General features: G+C 69.1%; 13 protein-coding genes and 9 tRNA genes. 20 read left to right on the top strand and 2 right to left on the bottom strand.

Going from position 1 to position 18342, the window contains the following annotated elements; all coding sequences use genetic code 11:
- Positions 1-194 precede the first annotated feature (194 nt).
- The 12 genes from CVO96_RS13445 to rsr all read left to right on the top strand — a co-directional run bounded on the left by CVO96_RS13445 (position 195) and on the right by rsr (position 5661).
- Entirely contained in the window at positions 195-527 is a 333-nt protein-coding gene (locus CVO96_RS13445) for an Asp23/Gls24 family envelope stress response protein (RefSeq protein WP_103312663.1), read from the top strand.
- A 49-nt stretch (positions 528-576) separates the two neighbouring features.
- Positions 577-2136, top strand: coding sequence for a DAK2 domain-containing protein (locus CVO96_RS13440; RefSeq protein WP_103313491.1), 1560 nt, complete (start codon positions 577-579; stop codon positions 2134-2136).
- Between the two features lie 234 nt (positions 2137-2370).
- A tRNA-Glu gene (locus tag CVO96_RS13435) sits at positions 2371-2445 on the top strand.
- 171 nt (positions 2446-2616) lie between these two features.
- Positions 2617-2694, top strand: a tRNA-Leu gene (locus tag CVO96_RS13430).
- A 178-nt stretch (positions 2695-2872) separates the two neighbouring features.
- Positions 2873-2958 (top strand) — tRNA-Tyr (locus CVO96_RS13425).
- Between the two features lie 3 nt (positions 2959-2961).
- Positions 2962-3096, top strand: a tRNA-OTHER gene (locus CVO96_RS21135).
- Positions 3097-3277: 181 nt separating this feature from the next.
- A tRNA-Arg gene (locus CVO96_RS13415) sits at positions 3278-3353 on the top strand.
- A 4-nt stretch (positions 3354-3357) separates the two neighbouring features.
- Positions 3358-3432, top strand: a tRNA-Asn gene (locus tag CVO96_RS13410).
- A gap of 47 nt (positions 3433-3479) precedes the next feature.
- Positions 3480-3554: transfer RNA gene (locus CVO96_RS13405), tRNA-Pro, on the top strand.
- Between the two features lie 3 nt (positions 3555-3557).
- Positions 3558-3705, top strand: a tRNA-OTHER gene (locus CVO96_RS21130).
- A gap of 56 nt (positions 3706-3761) precedes the next feature.
- Positions 3762-3836, top strand: a tRNA-His gene (locus CVO96_RS13400).
- 178 nt (positions 3837-4014) lie between these two features.
- The gene (gene rsr, locus CVO96_RS13390) at positions 4015-5661 is read left to right on the top strand and encodes an RNA-binding protein Rsr (RefSeq protein WP_103312662.1); all 1647 of its coding nucleotides are present in this window, start codon (positions 4015-4017) and stop codon (positions 5659-5661) included.
- Between the two features lie 62 nt (positions 5662-5723).
- Here the strand turns inward: rsr and CVO96_RS13385 are convergent, their stop codons facing one another.
- A complete protein-coding gene (locus CVO96_RS13385; protein ID WP_103312661.1) occupies positions 5724-7487 on the bottom strand; it encodes a bifunctional metallophosphatase/5'-nucleotidase in 1764 nt (587 codons plus the stop codon).
- A gap of 112 nt (positions 7488-7599) precedes the next feature.
- Between CVO96_RS13385 and murF the strand changes: the two genes are divergently transcribed.
- Positions 7600-8919 (top strand): UDP-N-acetylmuramoyl-tripeptide--D-alanyl-D-alanine ligase, encoded by a 1320-nt coding sequence (gene murF / locus CVO96_RS13380; protein WP_103312660.1) that lies wholly within the window; start codon positions 7600-7602, stop codon positions 8917-8919.
- Here murF and CVO96_RS13375 read toward each other — a convergent pair.
- On the bottom strand, positions 8883-9332 hold the full coding sequence (locus tag CVO96_RS13375; protein WP_103312659.1) for a hypothetical protein: 450 nt from the start codon (positions 9330-9332) through the stop codon (positions 8883-8885). The two genes, murF and CVO96_RS13375, sit on opposite strands and share 37 nt — an antisense overlap.
- Before the next feature lie 266 nt (positions 9333-9598).
- Between CVO96_RS13375 and CVO96_RS20770 the strand changes: the two genes are divergently transcribed.
- From CVO96_RS20770 to aroC, 7 genes are all read left to right on the top strand, one after another.
- Complete coding sequence (locus tag CVO96_RS20770) at positions 9599-10357, top strand: hypothetical protein (protein WP_133161796.1); 759 nt, start codon at positions 9599-9601, stop codon at positions 10355-10357.
- A 424-nt stretch (positions 10358-10781) separates the two neighbouring features.
- The gene (gene pilM, locus CVO96_RS13360; protein ID WP_165795300.1) at positions 10782-11960 is read left to right on the top strand and encodes a type IV pilus assembly protein PilM; all 1179 of its coding nucleotides are present in this window, start codon (positions 10782-10784) and stop codon (positions 11958-11960) included.
- Positions 11953-12714 carry a fimbrial assembly protein gene (locus tag CVO96_RS13355; protein WP_165795299.1) on the top strand — a complete coding sequence of 254 codons (762 nt, stop codon included), beginning with the start codon at positions 11953-11955 and terminating at the stop codon, positions 12712-12714. Before pilM ends, CVO96_RS13355 begins: the two co-directional genes overlap by 8 nt.
- Positions 12704-13342: a type IV pilus inner membrane component PilO gene (locus CVO96_RS13350; protein ID WP_103312655.1), complete on the top strand. Its 639-nt coding sequence runs from the start codon at positions 12704-12706 to the stop codon at positions 13340-13342. The genes CVO96_RS13355 and CVO96_RS13350 overlap by 11 nt, the downstream gene beginning before the upstream one ends.
- Positions 13339-14640 (top strand): hypothetical protein, encoded by a 1302-nt coding sequence (locus CVO96_RS13345; RefSeq protein ID WP_103312654.1) that lies wholly within the window; start codon positions 13339-13341, stop codon positions 14638-14640. The genes CVO96_RS13350 and CVO96_RS13345 overlap by 4 nt, the downstream gene beginning before the upstream one ends.
- Before the next feature lie 3 nt (positions 14641-14643).
- Positions 14644-16869 carry a secretin N-terminal domain-containing protein gene (locus tag CVO96_RS13340; protein WP_243398356.1) on the top strand — a complete coding sequence of 742 codons (2226 nt, stop codon included), beginning with the start codon at positions 14644-14646 and terminating at the stop codon, positions 16867-16869.
- Positions 16870-17032: 163 nt separating this feature from the next.
- Positions 17033-18181 (top strand): chorismate synthase, encoded by a 1149-nt coding sequence (gene aroC, locus CVO96_RS13335; protein WP_103312652.1) that lies wholly within the window; start codon positions 17033-17035, stop codon positions 18179-18181.
- Positions 18182-18342: the final 161 nt, after the last annotated feature.

Raw genomic sequence — 18342 nt, 5'->3', positions numbered from 1 at the left:
CCACGAGCCGTCTGAGAGGGGAAAGCACGTCCGGAACGCCCTTGCCATCTTTCACCGGGGAAAGCTGGCGCCGATGGAGAGGGGCCGCCTGCAGCGCCAACCCCTCTGCCGGTGCCAGGAACAGGCCGGATTCCCTCCCCCACCGGCCCCCTGCCCGTGAACCTGCCGACCGCTCCCTTATACTCACCTTTACTGTGACTGGCTCCATTCAAATCACCGAGGCGGCCCTGGCCTCGCTTATCGGGCTGAGCGCCCACGAAATTCCTGGCGTGGTGGGCATGGCCCCCGCGAACCTCAAGGAAGGCATCAGCCGGGTGCTGGGGCGTGCGAACGCCAGCGACGGCGTGGTGATCGGCCGGGAGGGCGGCAGGTACACCGCCGACCTGTACATCGTGGCCGCCTACGGGGTCAGCATTCCCACCGTGGCGCAGAACATCGTCGACCGGGTCACGCATACCGTGAAGACCCAGGCGGGCATCGAACTCAGCGCCACGCGCATCCACGCGGTGGGGGTACAGCGTGTCTGATCCCAGACCCTCCGCGCACGGCAACCTCAAGCCCGCCGATCTGGCCGGCATGCTCCGCTACGCCACCGACTGGCTGGGCGTGTACCGCGAGCAGGTCAACGCCCTGAACGTCTACCCGGTGCCCGACGGCGACACCGGCACCAACATGCACCTGACCATGCAGTCGGTGCGCCGCGAGCTGGACACCTGCGAGCAGACCTCCATGCCCAGCGTGGCCCGCGCGATCTCCTACGGCGCGCTGCTGGGCGCGCGGGGCAACTCCGGCGTGATCCTCTCGCAGCTCCTCAAGGGCTTCGCGGAAACGATCCGCGACGCCGCCGAGGTGGACGCGGCCGGGCTGATCCGGGCCTTCCAGGCGGCGCAGAAGTCCGGCTACGGCGCGGTCATGAAGCCGGTCGAGGGCACCATCCTGACCGTGGCGCGCGGCGTGGCCGAGGGCGCCCGGGGCGAGACGGTGGAGGCCGTGCTGGAGGCGGCGCTCTTTAAAGGCCAGGAGTATCTGGATAAAACTCCGGACATGCTGCCGGCACTCAAGCAGGCCGGCGTGATCGACTCCGGCGGGCAGGGCTACCTGTACATCGTGCAGGGGATGCTGGCGCAGCTGCGCGGCGAGGCGCTGCCGCCCGCGCCCGAGATCACGGCCTACGCCCAGCAGCAGTTCGAGACCGAGGAATTCGGTTTCTGCACCGAGTTCCTGATGTCGGGGGCGACCCGGCCCATCGAGGAAATCCGCGAGCTGGTCACGCCCTTCGGGGACAGCCTGCTGGTCGTGGGCGCCGAAGGCTACGTGAAGGGCCACATCCACACCAACGAGCCCGACCAGTTGCTCGCCACTGTGGGCCGCTACGGCAAGATGCTCAAGACCAAGGTCGAGGACATGTCCGAGCAGCACACCGAAATCCTGGGCATGGCCGGCGCCGCCGCGAAAGCCGAGGAGGAGGTGCCGCCGTCGGGGCTGGTCGCGGTGGCGAACGGGTACGGGCTGGTCAAGCTGTTCCGCTCGCTGGGCGCGCGCATCGTGTCGGGCGGGCAGACCGCCAACCCCTCTGTGCAGGACATCGTGGACGCGGTGCGGAGCGTGAGCGCCGAGAAGGTCATCGTGCTGCCGAACAACAAGAACGTGCTGATGGCCGCCGAGAAGGCCATGGAGCTGATGGAGGGGCGCGCGGTCGTGATTCCCACGAAGACGCTCGGCCAGGGCATCGGCGCGGCGCTCGCCTTCCAGCAGGGCACCGACGCCGAGGAGCTGAAGGACGCCATGACGGTCGGGGCGAACAACGTGACCACCTTCGAGGTCACGCGCGCCAGCCGCACGACCAACATCACGACCAGGGAGGGCGTCACGCTGGCGATCCAGGAAGGCGACGTGATCGGCCTGCGCGACGACGAACTGGTGCAGGCCGGCGGCAAGCCCGAGGACAGCGTGATGCAGATGCTGAACAAGGCCTACTCCGGCCAGGAGATCATCACCATCTTCGGCGGGCCGCAGAAGACCCAGGCCGATCTGGACGCGCTGGCCGGGCGCATCGGCGCCGAGTTCCCGATGGTCGAGATCGAGGCCCACGCGGGCGGGCCGGACTTGTACGACTACCTCGTGACGCTGGAGTAGGGGCGGGAGGAACACCGGGGGCCGGGGGAGACACGCTCCGGCCCTCGCCGTTTGGCCTACAGCACCCATGCGCCATCCGGCGAATGTGGCCTGCACACCCTCTCCCCTACACTCGGGCACAGGTAAGGACGACACCGTTCTTGCCGGCCGGGCCGAACGTCCAGGGTTACCCTCGGAAAGGTCAACCTCCCTGAGCGGCACACTTGCCCGACCTTCTTCACCGCAGCGCCGTACGCTTTCATCGTCCAATGGTCAGGACGCCTGACTTTCACTCAGGTAACGCCGGTTCAACCCCGGCTGGAAGTACCACCCCTCCGTCATGGAGGACGATTTCATCGTTCAGCGGCCAGGACGCCCCGTTGTCTGCGGGAAGACGGTGGTGCAAGTCCACTTATCTGCCCCATGCAGGCTTCTTCTAGTCAGCAAGATGCCCGGCAACCGTCGGGTGACGGCGGTGCAATTCCGTCCAGCCTGCTCCACACTCCGGTATCCCAACTCGGTAGAGGAACACCCCTCAGAAGCGTGGCAGTGTGAGTTCAAATCTCACTCGGAGTACCAGTTCCACGAATCTACGACCAGAGGTAGACGGATGAACAAGGCACTCCAGCACCCCACCCCCGCTCAGCGCACACAATTGAACCATGCTAGGCGAGCCGGTCGTGATCTGCGGTGCCCGTTCCTCTGGCGAGGTTTAAAACAGGCCCGATATCCCCTTCCCATGCAGACACGAACTTCTGGATGGGCGGCGAAGACGGCGAGTCGCGGACGACTGTAAATCGTTTGCCTGCGGGCAAGTGAGTTCAATTCTCACCCCATCCACCACACGCGGCGGGTAGCTCAGCGGTAGAGCAGGAAACCGCTTTCCACGTCCCTTGTCCTGATGCACTGCATTGCGGGCCGAAGTGCGAAAGTTACCACTGTTAATGGCCAGGACGCGGGTTCGACTCCCGCCCCGCCGCTTCTTCTGATATGTCGGCACGGTTGGCTGCCTTCAACACCCCATGGCACGGTAGCTCAGTGGTGAGAGCACTTTTGCCTTCCCGATCCTTCGCCCTGCTGTTAAACGGTACAGGGCCGCTGGTGAAGGCTTATCGACTGCGGATCGAGAGGTCGTGGGTTCGAGTCCCACCCGTTCCCCCATGAACCGGTAGCTCAGCTGGAGGAGCGCCCTGCTACGAACGGGGAGGCCACAGGTTCAACTCCTGTCCGGTTCACCACTATTCCGGGATAGCTCAGTGGCAGAGCGCCTGCCTGTTAAGCAGGACGTCGCACGTTCGATCCGTGCTCCCGGAGCCACCCCCAGTCATGAAAGGCCGAACCGCACGGCTGTTCATGACCACTCTCTGGACGTAGTGCAGCGGATGCACACCTGAAGTGGGATCAGGAGGTCGCAGGTTCGACCCTTGCCGTCCAGACCACCTGGGCTTGTAGCGCAATTGGCAGCGCGTCCCCAACGGGGCCACAGGCTCGGGGACGGCCCCTCGCCTCTCTTGCATGTCATACACGTAGGCTGATCCGCTCAGAGTTGCACGGGGAAGATTGGGAGTTCGAATCTCCCCTTGTCCACCACACAGACCGCGACAAGGAGGCCAGAAACCGGCGCGGGGAAGAACATCAACTGTACGGAGAGCGTGGTGTAAAGGCTGCACGCCGCCCTGTGAAGGCGGAGGTCATAGGTTCGATTTCTGCCACTCTCCCCATCATGTTCCGGTAGCTCAATTGGCAGAGCGGCTGGCTGAAGCCCAGCAGGAGCAGGTTCGAATCCTGCCCGTTTCACCACCTGGCGCACCCTCGCGCCCCTTCGCACCCGGCGACTCCGGGAGGGCTGTGAGCCCAGAGCGCCATGCACTCGCCCCGTTGAAAAGGAGGGCCGACCCCATGAAGAACTACCTGAACGCCATCACGCCTTTGAAGCGCAACCAGACCGAGCGGCTCGACCCGCGCCAGGTCGCCAACCACGCGGGCGGGTATGTGTATGCGCTGTCCGACGAGGCGCGTCTGACGCGCTTCCTGGTTCTGGGCACCGACGGCGGCACCTTCTACGCGAGCGAGCGGGGGCACACCCTGCAGGCCTCGGAGTTCGTCAAGACCTTCGTGCTCCTCGACGCGGGTGCGGCGCTGCGCGTGACGCTGGACGTCGTGCGGATGGGCCGCGCGCCCCGACCTGACCCGGCGCTGCTCGTGCTGGCGCTGATCGCCAAGACGGCGCCGGAGGCCACGCACCGCAAGGCCGCCTGGGACGCCCTGCCCGAGGTCGCGCGCACCGGCACCATGCTGCTGCACTTCCTGGCCTTCGCGGACGCGCTGGGCGGCTGGGGTCGCCTGACCCGTCAGGGCGTGGCGCGCGTGTACGAGAACGCGCCGCTGGACAGGCTGGCGCTGTGGGCCGTGAAGTTCAAGGCCCGTGACGGCTGGGCTCAAGCCGACGCGCTTCGCAAGGCCCACCCGAAGACCACGGACGCGGGCCGCAACGCGGTGCTGAAGTTCATGGTGGACGGCGTGCTGCCAGACGTGGGCGAGCTGACCGAGCCCGCCCTGCGCGTGATCGAGGGTCACCTGCTGGCGCAGAGCGTGACCACCGATAGAGGCGCGGCGACCCTGATGCGCGGCTATGGCCTGCCCATCGAGGCTGTGCCGACCCACCTGCGCGGGGCTGAGGTCTACCGCGCCGCCATGGAGACGAACGGCCTGACCTGGCTGCTGCGGAACCTGGGCAACCTGGGGCGCGTGGGCGTGCTCAGCACGAATGACCGCGAGGTCGTGCGCGCGGTCGTGGAGCGGGTGACCGACCCCGACGCGCTGAAGCGTGGGCGCGTACACCCGCTGGACGCCCTGAAGGCCCATCTGGTGTACGCGCAAGGACGCGGCGTGAAGGGAAAGGGCGAGTGGGTGCCCGTGCCTCAGGTGGTCGATGCGCTGCAGGACGCCTTCTACCTGGCCTTCGGGGCGGTGCAGCCGGCCGGGAAGCGCTTCCTGCTGGGACTGGACGTCTCGGGCAGCATGGGGGTGGGCACGGTGGGCGGCGTGCCGGGGCTGACCCCGCTGCTGGGCACGGCCGCGATGGCGCTGGTCACGGCCCGCACGGAGAGCGCCTATTCGGCGCTGGCTTTCAGCGCGGCGGGCGGGGGCTACGGCGGACGCTGGGGCGGCGGCACCCCCGGCCTGACCCCGCTGACCATCAGCCCCCGGCAGCGCCTGGACGATGTGGTGGGCGCCATGCAGAAGATCCCGATGGGCGGCACCGACTGCGCCCTGCCGATGCTCTGGGCGGCGAAGCACGGGCTTGCGGTCGATACCTTCGTGGTCTACACCGACAACGAGACCTGGGCCGGGGATGTCCACCCGACGGTGGCGCTGGATCGGTACCGCCAGACGATGGGCATAGGCGCACGCCTGATCGTGGTGGGCATGACCGCCACCGGGTTCACCATCGCTGACCCCGACCGGGCCGACATGCTGGACGTCGTGGGCTTCGACTCGGCCGCGCCGGGCGTGATGGCGGGCTTCGCGCGGGGAGAGCTGTAGGCAGCGAAGACAGGAACGTGCCCCGGACGATGGACTGTCCGGGGCACGTGTCGCGTGGAGTTTTACAGCTTGGTGATGCGGCCCTGTACGACGTTCTTCAGGCTCGGGCCGTTGGCCTTCAGGTAGGCAGCGAGCACATCCACGTCGGCCAGGTTGGGCAGCTGGACGACGTTCGTGCCGCCCTTCAGAACCGTGAAGTTGTCGCCGCCGGCTCCCAGGAAGGAGTTCATGGCCACGCGGTAGCTGCCGGCCGGGTTGATCGGCGCCCCCTTGAAGGTGATATCCGCGATGTTGATGCGCTGGCCGTCGGGATTGGCCAGGGTGTACTTGTAGCTGAAGCCGGCCGAGACCTGCAACAGCTTGTTGGCCGTGCCCGCGTTTGCGCCGCTGAACTGCTGCTCCAGCACGTCCTTGATCTGCTGGCCGGTCAGGGTCATGACGGTCATGGTGTTGCCGAAGGGCTGCACCGCGAACACGTCGCCGAAGTTGACGGACTTGTCTGCCTTGATCTGGGTGGTGTCGGGGAGGTCGGCACGGATGCCGCCGGGGTTCATCAGGGCGATCTGGCTGCCCTGGGCCTGGGTGGCGGCCAGCTGCGCGTCGGCGATGATGTCGCCCAGCGCCGTCTCGGTGTTGCGCGCGTTGCCGATGCCACGCTGGATCTGCGGGTCACCCAGGGTGGCCACGAACTGGTTCTTGATGGCCGCGACCTTGTTGTTGGCGGTGCCGACAATCTGGGTCATGGCGAAGTCCAGGGTGTTGTTTGCCTTGCGCGTGTCGTAGTTCACCACCAGATTGGCGGCCCTCACCGTCATGACCTCGTGGTTGGCCTTGTCGACTTTCAGATCCAGCCGCTGCAGCAGATGACCGTACTGCTGACCCTGGATCACGATGCGGTCTTTACCCTTAGGATCGGGCACCAGGCAGTTGTAGCCCTGGTGGCTGTGGCCGCTGATGATGGCGGTGACCGCCACGTCGACCCGCTTGGCGATCTGCACGATAGGGCTCTGGTCGTTCAGGGTCTTGCAGCCCACTGTGCTGTAGTCGTCGGTGCTGCCGGCTGAAATCTCGCCACCCTCGTGGATCAGCATGATGATGGCGTCCACCTTCTTCGCCTTCAGCTCGGGAATCACGGCGTTCACGGCGTCGGCCTCGTCCGTGAATTCCAGCATCGAAACGCCTTCGGGCGAGACGATACCGGGGGTGGTCTTAGTCACGGCGCCCACGAAAGCGATCTTCGCGCCGCCGATCTCCTGGATGGAGTAGGGGGCGAAGGGCGTGCCGGTCTTGCCGGAGGCCGTGTTGTACTTGACGTTCGCACCGATCCACTTGAAGGTCGCGCCCTTGTAGTTCGGGTCGAACTTGCAGGCCTTGGCCTTGTCGTTGCTCTCGCAGCCGCCGTTCTGCATCCGGAACAGCTCGTCCAGGCCCTGGTCGAACTCGTGGTTGCCCAGCGCGCTGACCTTCATGCCCATGCCGTTCAGGGCGTACACGGCGGGCTCGTCGCGCAGCAGGCCGGAATTGATGGGGCTGGCGCCGATCAGGTCGCCGCCGCCCACGAAGATGGTGTTGGGATTGGCCTTGCGGGCGTCGATGAGTTCGGCGGAAATCGCCTCGATACCGCCCGCATTGATGGCGAGCTTTTTCGTGGCGTCCTTGGGATCGGGCTGGTTGGTGGGGAACGAGGTGGGTTCCAAGTAGCCGTGGAAGTCGTTCAGGCCGAGCACGGTCACGTCGACCGGAGACGCGGCGGGGCGGGTGGGGGTGGTGCTGCAGGCAGCCAGCAGCAGAGACACGGTCATCAGCGCAAGGGGCATTCTTTTCATAGACCTCACCAGAGTAGTCGCCAACTGTCAGCTCTGTGATGGGGCGCCGTTCCGCCTTGCTGGACAGCTCCCTGGGGCGGACGGTCTGCGCCCGTTTGCTACGCTTCTGTCCATGCCCGACCCCCACGCGCCCCTGCCGTTCGAAGCGGCCGTCCACCCCGAGGCCCGGCCCGCCACGCGCCTGACCTGGGACTCGCGGACGGCGTCGCCCGAGGTGGCCTTCGTGGCCCTGCCGGGCGAGAAGATGCACGGCAACCAGTTCGTTCAGGGAGCGCTGGACGCCGGGGCTCCCTTCGTCCTCACCGATCTGGACGTGCCGCGCGCCGTGCGGGTCGCGGACGCCCAGGCCGCACTCTTCGCCTGGGCACGCTCGGAGCGGGCCCACAACCCGCATGTGGTGGGCATCACCGGCAGCGCCGGGAAAACCACGGCCAAGGCCTACGCGGCTGCGGCCCTGCACGCTCACTTCATGCCGGTGTTCAACACCATGCCGGCCATCGCCTGCTTCCTGATCGAACACGGCCGCAGCGCCCGGCCGCTGGTGGTCGAGATGGGCATCGACCGCCTGGGCGAGATGGCCGAGCTGGTGGGTCTGGTGCGGCCGGACGTGGGAGTGGTGACTGCCATCGGCCCGGCGCATCTGGAACAGCTGGGCAGCCTGGAGAACATCGTGCGGGAAAAGGGCATGATCCTGCGGGGCGTGCGCGGGCTGGTCGGGGCGCAGGCGGCCCCCTATTACCCCGGTGCGGATTATCCCGGCGTGGACAGCTACGGCTTCGGGGACGTGACCGTGGCCGGCCGCGACCTGGAGCTGACCCCGGGGGGCGCCCGTTTCAACTTCGCCGGCGTTCCGGTGCAGCTGCCCCTGGCGTCGCGCGTGCAGGCCGAGGCGGCCGTGCTGGCGCTGGGGCTGGCCCAGGAGGCCGGGCTCGAGCTGGCCGGGGCGGCGCACCGGCTCTCGGGCGTGCAGGTGCCGGGCGGCCGCTACCGGGTGCATCCGGGGCGCTTCACCGTGATCGACGACGCCTACAATGCCTCGCCGGTCGCGGTGCGGGCCGCGCTGGAGGCGCTGGGCAGCTTCGCGGGCCGCCGCATCAGCGTGCTGGGCCGGATGCTGGAGCTGGGTGAGACCGAGCGCTCACTGCACGCCGAGGTCGGCGCACTGGCCCGGCAGGCGGCCGACCTCAGCTACGGCGTGGGAGCCTTCGCCGCCGAACTGGGGGAGCGCGCCTTCCGCACCGTGCCCGAGCTGACCGCCGACCTGCTGGCCACGGTGCAGGACGGCGACGTGATCCTCGTCAAGGCCAGCCGGGGCATCTCGTGGACACCGGAACAGCGCGCCCAGGAAGGCGTGGGGCTGGACACGGTGGTGGAAGCCCTGCTGGAGCTGCAGGCTCAGCGGCCCGGCGGTTTGGGGAACGCAGCCAGATAGGCGTGGGCCCGCGCCCAGACCCCCGGCGGGAAGTCCCAGGGAGCGCGGAGCTGGTGGGCGGCACACAACTCGGCCAGCGGCACATCCACGTCCAGCACCTCGGCCGTCCAGCCTGGGGAAAGGGCCAGGAACGCGGCGCGGTGGGCGGCCAGCAGTTCGGCCTCCGGGAGGTAGCCCTGGGCATCGAAGGCAGTCTGTCCATCCGAAACGTACACGTGTGACCCGCCCTGCCCGGGCGCGGGGCGCAGCAAGCGCGGCCGGAAGCTGGAGAGGGGCCAGCGCTCCAGGAAGGCGAAGGCCAGGATATGGCAGGCCCCGGCCGCGAAGAAGTTCAAGTCCGGGCGCGCCCAGCTCAGCCGCACATCGGCGCGTTCGGCCGGGGTGCGGCGCAGGGTGGTGATGGGCACGCGCATCCGGACAGTCTAACGAGCCACAGGGCCTCACCAGAGCGTGCAGGGGTTCAGGCCGGGGCGACTCACAGCGCTCATCCGTTCCGCCTCCGGGTCGAAGGCACCCCCCTCGACTCCACCCCAACCGCTGTCTGCCGCAGTGACTCGTTCCACTCGCCCCATAAGAATCGACGATCAAGACCAGTAATTCCTGTGGTTACATCCATCAGGCCTGGTTCACACCGTCCGGGCTCACGCCACTCAGCCGCCCGCCGCCCAAACTGACGACCATGCGCCGCCTGCTCTCCGCTGTTCTGGTTCCGCTGATTCTGGCCGCCTGCGCTCCGGCCCCGGCCGCCGCTCCAGCCGCCCAGCCCGCCTCCGGGCCCACGACTCCGGCGGGTTTCCGGGCGGCCTTCAGCGAACAGGGCGTGGCGTGGGTCTCGGGCGGGCGGGCCTGCGTGGCGCGCGCTCCGTCGTACACGCCCCTGTGTCCCAGGCTGCCGGCCGCCGTGGACGTGGCCTGGAACGGGGCCGACGCCTGGGCGGCCGTGCCGGGGCTGGGCGTGGCCGTCACGCTGGACCGGGCGGCCCGCAGCGTGGGCGTGGGCCGGGTCGTGGCGCTGAGTGCCACCCGCGCCTACCGCGAGGACGGCAGCGCCGTGGGCTACGCGGGCGAGCCCCTGCGCCGGGTGCTGGGGGCTCCCTCGGCCGCGATCACCGGCGGAGACGGCGAGGACTACGTGCTGGTGGCCGGCCGGCTGATCCGGGTGGCCGACGGCGCGCGGCTGGCCGAGCGGGCCGGGCCATACCTGGGCGCCACGCCCGGCGGCGCGCAGGCTTTCGCCGTGCCCAGCGTGGTCACGCCCGCCGGCACCTACCGCCTGAGCGGAGGCCGCCTGGAGCGGCTGGATCAGACCGGGCGCCTGGTGAGCAGCCTGCCGCACCCGGCGGGGCTGCTCGGCGTGGTGGGCCAGGAACTCGTGACCGTCACGCCCGGCGGCACGCTGCGGGTCTTCGGCAGCGACCTCACAGAACTCGCGAGGTAGCGCCCGGTCGGAGCCCTCCCCCACGCGATCACGGGCTGCAGGCCACAGCAGCGGGGCTGGCCGTAGGCCGCCTGCCACCCTAAGACTTCCTGAACGCCGGATGAGGCGCTCAGGCTCCGGCGGCGGGAGCCGGCCCGCAGGCCGGAAAGTGCCGGCAGGGCGAGTCCGGAGCCGTTCATGCTCCAGGGGCAGCCCCCCCTCCATCCGGGGAACCGGCGCCGGGGACATGCGGCCCGGATTTTCCGGGGCTGGCGTGCAGAAACGCCGTCGCCGACATGTCAGAGTTCCGTAAGCACCCACATGATTCCATGAGGCCGTTATGCTCCCCCGTCCTCCCGCCTGCCCCGACTTGCTGTCATTCCCCCTCTGGATTGGCTTTCACCAGATGAGTGAATGTTAAAATCCGCCTGACCCTGGAGGGAGAATGTCAAGTTTCCTGCAACGCCTCATGAATCCGCGTCCCATGGCCCTTGGCGTGGAGATCGGAACCAGCGCCATCAAAGTGGTGTCCTTGCGGCCTGGTTCTCCGCCGTCCCTCCTGCACGCCGTCATGGTGCCGACGCCGATCGGTTCCATGCGCGACGGTCTGGTGGTCGAACCGCAGGCCGTCGCCACCGAACTCAAGAACCTGCTGGCCGAACACCGCATCACCACCAAATACGCCGTGACCGCCGTGCCCAACCAGTCGGCGGTCACGCGCAACATCATGGTGCCCAAGATGGATCGTAAGGATCTGCAGGAGGCCATCAAGTGGGAGGCCGAGCGCTACATCCCCTACCCCATCGACGACGTGAGCCTGGACTTCGATCTGCTGGACGACCCGAGCACCATCCCCGACGACGGCCAGATGGAGATCGTGATCGCCGCCGCGCCCACCGAGGCGATCGCCCGGCAGGTCGAGGTGCTGCGGCTGGCCGGTCTGGAGCCGACCGTGGTGGATCTCAAGTCCTTCGCGGCGCTGCGGGCCCTGCGCGGCAACCTGCTGGGCGAGCACCTGACCAAGAGCACCCTGACCGGCAGCAACTACACCGAGGCCGGCGAGGTCGCGCTGGTCATGGAGATCGGGGCCAGCTCCTCGGTGATCAACCTGGTGCGCGGCGACCGCGTGCTGCTCACCCGCAACATCAACGTCGCGGCCGACGACTTCACCACCGCACTGCAGAAATCCTTCGATCTGGACTTCAGCGCCGCCGAGGAGGTCAAGCTCGGCTACGCGACCGCCACCACCCCCACCGAGGACGAGGAGGATCTGCTGAACTTCGATCTGGCGCGTGAACAGTATTCCCCGGCCCGCGTCTTCGAGGTCGTGCGGCCGGTGCTGGGCGACCTGATCACCGAGATCCGCCGCTCGCTGGAGTTCTACCGCGTGCAGAGCGGCGACGTGGTCATCGACCGCACCTTCCTGGCCGGCGGCGGCGCCAAGCTGCGCGGGCTGGCCGCCGCCATCAGCGACGCGCTGGGCTTCCGGGTCGAGGTCGCCAGCCCCTGGCTGACGGTTCAGACCGATCAGGCCAACGTGGATACCGGCTACCTGCAGACCAACGCCCCCGAGTTCACGGTGCCCCTGGGCCTGGCCCTGCGGGGGGTGAGCAGCCGTGGTTGAAATCAACCTGCTGCCCCAGCAGTACCGCAAGCAGAGTGAACCCAGCGCCTGGCGCTTTGCCATGTACGCCCTGGTGCCCGTGACGGTCGCCGCGATCCTGATCCCCGAGGTCGTGACCTTCACCCGGATCGGCGAACTGAACCGGCAGATCGACGCCCTGAACGGCGAGGTCACCGCCCTGACCCCGGCCAAGCTGGAATACGACAAGCTCAACGCCGAGAAGCGCGAACTGGAGCAGGTCACGGCCATCGCCACGCAGCTGCGGGCCACCAAGACCTACTGGATCAACGATCTGGCCGCCTTCAGCGCGCAGTTGCCCGCCGGCAGCGGCGTGGCGGTCAAGAGCATGACCATCCGGCCCATGGAGTCGGGCGCCCTGAGCACCCTGCAGCAGAACGGCATTTATCTGGGCAAGAACGTCGTGCGGGAAATCGACCTGACCGGCATTGCCAACAGTCAGCAGGCGGTGGTGACCTTCCTCAAGACCTTCGAGACCAACCCGAACTTCGGGGTGAATTTCAAGACCCTGCAGAACGACGAAGCCTCCGGCAAATACAACTTCACCGCCACCGTGGGCGTGGTCGGCCTCGCCCCGGACGCGGCCCCGCCGGAAGTGGTGCCCGCGCCCGGACAGGCGCCGCCAGCGCCTCCCGCCCCGGCGACCAGCGCCCCGGCCAGCAGTCCGCCGAGCACACTGACGCCGGGCGCTCCGCTCGCCACCAGCTCCGCGAACGGGGGGCGCCATGTTGACTAAACTCTCTCCACGCAACCAGTTCCTGGTGGCGCTGGGGCTGTGCCTCCTGCTGATCGGCGGGTGGTTCACGCTGCGCTTCCAGCCCCGCCAGCAGCGGATCGGCGAGCTGAGCGGCCAGCTCGAATCGCTCAACACCCAGGTCACCAGCCTGAGATCGGCCGCCAGCCGCCTGCCCGCCCTGCGGGAGGAAGTCGACACCCTGCGGGTCGAGCGCGAGAAGTTCCTGGCCGCCCTGCCCAGCGCCGCCAACTTCGGCGCCGTGCTGGACGAGCTGCGCCTGACCACCGCCGCCAGCGGCGCCCGCATGACCAACTTCGCCGTGCAGCCGGGCGCCGTGGCCAACCTCCCCGGCGGCGTGCGGCCCCTGAACCTGACCATCGGCGTGCGCGGCAAGTTCACCCAGATGTTCCAGACCCTGCGCAGCGTGGAGACCATGAGCCGCTTCACCACGGTCAGCAACGTGGCCCTGCAGCTGCCGGCGGCCAGCTCCTTCGATCCGGAACTGGAAGGTTCTCTCGGCATGACGGTCTACACCTTCGATGCGTCGCAGGCCGCCGCGCAGGCCGGAGGAACCGAGGGGGCGCCCGCCGCTCCAGCCGCCCCGGCCGCCCCAGGAGGCACCCAGTGACCCGCGCGCCCGTGAAACTCTCCCGCGAGATGAAGCTCCTGCTGATGCTTCTGCTGATGGTCGGCCTGATCGGCCTGTGGTACGTGTGGACGAACAACCGCTCGGCTAGCGAACTCGCCCAGCAGGCGGCCCAGCCCTCCGGCCAGACCACCGGCAGCGGATCAGGCAGCGCCTCCGGGAGCGCGGCCGGCAGCAACCCCGACGCCGTGCCGGTGACCCCCGGCAGCGCGCCGACCGCCTCGGCCGGCGCCAGGCCCGGCGGCCAGGCGGGCGGCACCACCGGCGGCGACACGGCCACCACGCCGCCCCTCACGGTGCAGCCCGACGCCCAGGTGGACGTCGAGGTGATTCCGCCCTTCCCGACCGACGAGGCGGCCGTCACCCCGGCCCCCGCCCCCGCCGAGCCCGCAGTGCCCAGCGGCATCAACCCCGACGGCGTGATCGCCGCGGCTCCCGGCCGCAACCCCTTCCGGCCGCTGAGCCTGGACGCGGCGACCGGCACCGTGCCCTCCACCACGCCGGCGAACCCGGTGAGCAGCGGCCCCTCCAACGGCGGCTCTACCAGCACCGGCCCGGTCACGGCGGTGGTGCCCTCCAGCCCGCCTGAACCGGTCGATTCCCTGGGAAGCAACGGCGGCCCGCTGGGCCTGAGCCCGATCCCCGGCGCCGACGGCAGCGTGAATGTCGATTCCGGCGCGGTCAGTGGCGGCGCCCTGCCCATCCCGGTGATTCCCGGCGGAGACGGCGGCACCGGCAGCGGAGCCACGCCGGTCGTGGTGCCCCGGCCCACGCCGCTGCCCACCCCGGACGGCGGTGCCCAGACCGGGGGTACGGTCACGCTCTCCGAACCCAAGCCGGTTCCCCCTCCCATCGCCGGGGTCAGCGTGCCCAGCGTGACCCGCCTGCCCGACCTGGCGAGCGCCCCGGCGGCGCAGACCGGCGGTGCCCAGACCGGCAACCCCCAGACCACCCCGCCGACCACCCCACTGTCCACGGCGCTGCCCACCCCGGGCACGCCACAGGTGATCACCGAACTCGGACGCGGCGACGCGGGAAGCGCCGAGGCGCAGGCCGCCAGCCCCCTCGATCAGTTCGTGCAGGGTCAGGAACTGGTGTTCAACGCCGTGGTGCTCGGCCCGGTGAACACCGCGATCTTCCGGGGCAGATCCGGCTACGTGGTGGTGTCCAGCGGTCAGGCCCTGCCCGACTCGAAGGTGGTCGTGAGCGCCATCACCCCGACCAGCGCCACGCTGAACTTAGGTACCGACTCGAAAATTCTCGAACTGGATAAAAGGTGAGCCATGACTAGACGCTACGCAATTCTCCTGCTGACCGCCGCGCTCGGCATGGCCGCCGCGCAGACCTCCACCCCGGCCGCCGCTCCGGCAGCGGGCACAGCCGTGGCCGACCGTGGCCTGTCCAGCGCCGCCGTGACCTTCGAGATCCGGCGTTCCGGCAGCGACCTGACCTCGGTGCTCGTGGCCCTGGCGAAAAGCGCCGGCTACGACCTGATCATCGAACCCAACGCCGACGAGGTGCTGCGAACCAACAGCGTGGCGTCCTCCAGCCCGGCCCCCGCGGGCAGCTCCTCCGCCTCTGCGGCCGCCGGCACCACCGTGTCGTACGCCTTCAGCAACAAGCCCTTCAACGAGGTCTGGCCGCTGGTGCTGGACATCTACGGCCTGAGCTACGAGTCGCTGAACATCGGCGGCAAGACGGTGTTGCGGGTGGGCCTCAAGCCCATCCAGCGCATCGTGAAGCTGCCCGCCACCCTGGAGGCCGGCGCGGTCGAGCGGCAGCTGAAGCTGTCCTTCGGGACGCTGAGGCCCGCCACCGCACAGGCGACCCAGCAGGGAAGCGGCCCGGCCACCGCCACCTCCTCCCAGGAAGAGATCGTGCTGGACTCCACGACCATGCGGATCGTGGCCGAACCGTCCTCGAACTCGGTGATCATCCGGGGCACCAACCAGGAAGTCGCCCAGATCGAGCGGCTGCTCTCGCAGATCGTGGCCGCGCAGGGCACGCCGGGCGCGGCGCCCACCCAGGCCCAGCGCATCTACTCCGTCAAGAGCAGCCAGGCCGACGTGGTCACGCTGCTGGGCACCCAGTTCCCGACCCTGCGCGTGGCGCCCTTCGGGCAGAGCGGCCAGATCGTAATCACCGGGCCGCAGAGTCAGTTGGACGCCGCCCTGAGCCTGCTGGGCCAGGTCGATAGGGCCCCGGCCCCGGCCGCCGCCGCCCCCGCGACCTCGCAGCAGGTCTACACGGTCAAGGGCGCGCAGGCCGACGCCGTGGCCGTGCTGGGCGCCCAGTTCCCGGCCCTCAAGATCACGCCGGTCGGGCAGACCGGGCAACTGGTCATCAACGGCCCGCAGGATCAGCTCACGGCCGCCCTGGGCCTGCTCGCGCAGGTCGACCGGCCCGCCGCCGCCGCGCCCGGCACCATCCAGAAGGTGTTCACGCTGGTCAACGCCAGCGCCGAGGAGATCAAGGCAACCCTGGAGGGCACGCTGGCCCGCGAGCTGGCCACGGGCGACGGCACGAACCTGGTGCCGGGCGCCACCCTGATCAACCCGCTCACCGGGCAGCCCTACACCTCGGGTGCCCTGGCGAACGCGCCGGTCAGCGCCTCGACCGGCGCCCAGACCACGGCCAACGCGCCGGCGGGCACGGCGGCCCCGAGCGCGGGCGCCTCCGCCGTCACGATCATCGCCGACAAGCGCACCAACACCGTGATCGTGCGCGGCACGGCCGAGCAGGTCGCGCAGGTGGGCGATCTGATCCCCCGGCTGGACGTGCGGGTGCCGCAGATCAACGTGCAGGTCCGCATCCAGGAGATCACCGAGACGGCGGCCCGCAGCCTGGGCGTGGACTGGAACCTGGGCTTCGGCGGCTTCAACGTCTCGGCGGGCAAGGGGGGCCTCACGGCCGCCTTCGACCCCACCAAGAGCCTGGTGGGCTTCAACCTCGGGCCGACGCTGAATACCCTGCAGAACCAGGGCCTGAGCAAGAGCGTCTACGACGGCGCCGTGACCATGCAGAGCGGTCAGCGCTCGCTGGGCAGCTCCACCGACACCCAGAACTCGTCGAGCAGCGCGGCCGCCAGCATCAAGTCCGGCGGACGGCTGGAACTGAACATCCCCTCGGTGGGCGCGAACGTGCCGCCCATCCAAAAGCAGATCGACTACGGCGTGAACCTGGACTTCTTCAGCCCGCAGGTCGCCCCGGACGGCAGCATCACCCTGCGCGTGCGCGGCCAGATCAACGACCTGACGACCGTGATCAACAACTCGACCGTGCCGAACCTGCTGCAGTTCACCAACTCCGAGGCCCAGACCACCCTGACGCTGAAAAACGGCGAGACCGTGCTGCTCAGCGGCCTGCTCAAGACCAAGGAGACGCAGAACAACGACGGCGTGCCCTTCCTGTCGAGCCTGCCGGTGGTGGGCGCGCTGTTCGGCAAGCAGTCCACCCGCAAGGAGCAGACCCAGCTGCTGGTGGTCATCACCGGTACCATCGTCCAGTAAGCCTTTCCCCTGTCTGGAGCGGCTCCCTTTGCCGGGGGGCGCTCCTTTCTGATGGCTGTTTGGTTGCAGCTGTCTGGTCGCGCAGTTTGCTCGCGGCTGTCTGGTCGCGGCTGTTTGGTCATGGGGCCGGCCGCACGCCCGCCTGGGCGCTACAGTCGCAGGCATGAGGTATCTGACCGCTGGGGAGTCGCACGGGCCGCAACTGACGGCCATCATCGAGGGGCTGCCGGCGCAGTTACCGCTGGAGAAGAGTGACATCGACCCGTGGCTCAGGAAGCGCCAGGGCGGCTACGGGCGCGGCCGGCGCATGGTCATCGAGACCGACGAGGCCGAGATCCTGAGCGGGGTACGTGCGGGGCGCACGACCGGCGCGCCGATCACGCTGGTCATCCAGAACAGGGATCACCGCAACTGGACGGAGATCATGTCGCCCGAGCCGGGCGGCGAGCCCCGCAAGAAGGCCCTGACCGACGCCCGCCCCGGCCACGCCGACCTGACCGGCGGCATCAAGTACCGCCACAAGGATCTGCGCGACGTGCTGGAACGGGCCAGCGCCCGCGAGACGGCGGCGCGCGTGGCGGTGGGCTCGGTGGCCCTCAAGCTGCTCTCGGAGCTGGGCGTGCAGGGCGCGAATTATGTCTCTAGTCTGGCGGGCATCGAGACCCGGCAGGCCTTCTCCTGGGACGATCTGGACGCCATCGAGGATTCTGAGCTGCGCACCCCCGATGTCGACGCCGCCGCCCGGATGCGCGAGCGCATCGACCAGGCCAAGAAGGACGGCGACACGCTGGGCGGCATCCTGGAGGTGCGCTTCCGGGGCCTGCCGGTGGGCCTGGGCTCCTACGTGCACTACGACCGCAAGCTCGACGGCCGGATCGCCCAGGTGTGCCTGAGCGTGCAGGCTATGAAGGGGGTGGAGATCGGCCGGGCCTTCGAGAACGCCACGCGGCCGGGCAGCGGCGTGCACGACGCGGTGTACTACCGGGAGGGCAGCTACGCCCGCGACACCAACGCGGCGGGCGGCCTGGAAGCCGGCATGACCAACGGCGAGGAGCTGATCGTGCGGGTCGCCATGAAACCCATCGCCACCCTGATGAAGCCGCTGCCGACCGTGAACGTGGTCACGCACGAGCCCTCCGACGCGGCGCGCGAGCGCAGCGACACCACCGCCGTGCCCGCCGCCGGGGTGATCCTGCAGTGCGTGATCGGCTGCGTGCTGGCCGAGGCGATGCTGGAGAAGTTCGGGGGCGACACCATGGCGGAGGTGCAGGAACGGGTCAGCGCCGCGCGGGCCTACTCGCAGGCGTACTGAGCGCCGCCATGCCCGAACGGCCGCCGCCCGCCCACGGGCCTGAACCGGCCCCCGACCCCGATCTGCCCGGGCAGGTCGAGGCGGGCCTCCGCGCTTACCTCAGCGAAGGCGGTCAGAGCGGGGCAGCCGGGGATCACGGCCAGGGGATTGAAGGAGCATCG

Source organism: Deinococcus koreensis (assembly GCF_002901445.1).
Lineage (GTDB): Bacteria > Deinococcota > Deinococci > Deinococcales > Deinococcaceae > Deinococcus > Deinococcus koreensis.
This window is presented reverse-complemented; position numbering and strand designations above follow the sequence as displayed.

Bases quoted from the DNA above. Each gene is read 5' to 3' on its own strand.
- CVO96_RS13440 (WP_103313491.1), top strand. From the start codon at position 577: ATGCTCCGCTACGCCACCGACTGGCTGGGCGTGTACCGCGAGCAGGTC.
- rsr (WP_103312662.1), top strand. From the start codon at position 4,015: ATGAAGAACTACCTGAACGCCATCACGCCTTTGAAGCGCAACCAGACC.
- CVO96_RS13385 (WP_103312661.1), bottom strand. From the start codon at position 7,487: ATGAAAAGAATGCCCCTTGCGCTGATGACCGTGTCTCTGCTGCTGGCT.
- murF (WP_103312660.1), top strand. From the start codon at position 7,600: ATGCCCGACCCCCACGCGCCCCTGCCGTTCGAAGCGGCCGTCCACCCC.
- CVO96_RS13375 (WP_103312659.1), bottom strand. From the start codon at position 9,332: ATGCGCGTGCCCATCACCACCCTGCGCCGCACCCCGGCCGAACGCGCC.
- CVO96_RS20770 (WP_133161796.1), top strand. From the start codon at position 9,599: ATGCGCCGCCTGCTCTCCGCTGTTCTGGTTCCGCTGATTCTGGCCGCC.
- pilM (WP_165795300.1), top strand. From the start codon at position 10,782: ATGTCAAGTTTCCTGCAACGCCTCATGAATCCGCGTCCCATGGCCCTT.
- CVO96_RS13350 (WP_103312655.1), top strand. From the start codon at position 12,704: ATGTTGACTAAACTCTCTCCACGCAACCAGTTCCTGGTGGCGCTGGGG.
- CVO96_RS13340 (WP_243398356.1), top strand. From the start codon at position 14,644: ATGACTAGACGCTACGCAATTCTCCTGCTGACCGCCGCGCTCGGCATG.
- aroC (WP_103312652.1), top strand. From the start codon at position 17,033: ATGAGGTATCTGACCGCTGGGGAGTCGCACGGGCCGCAACTGACGGCC.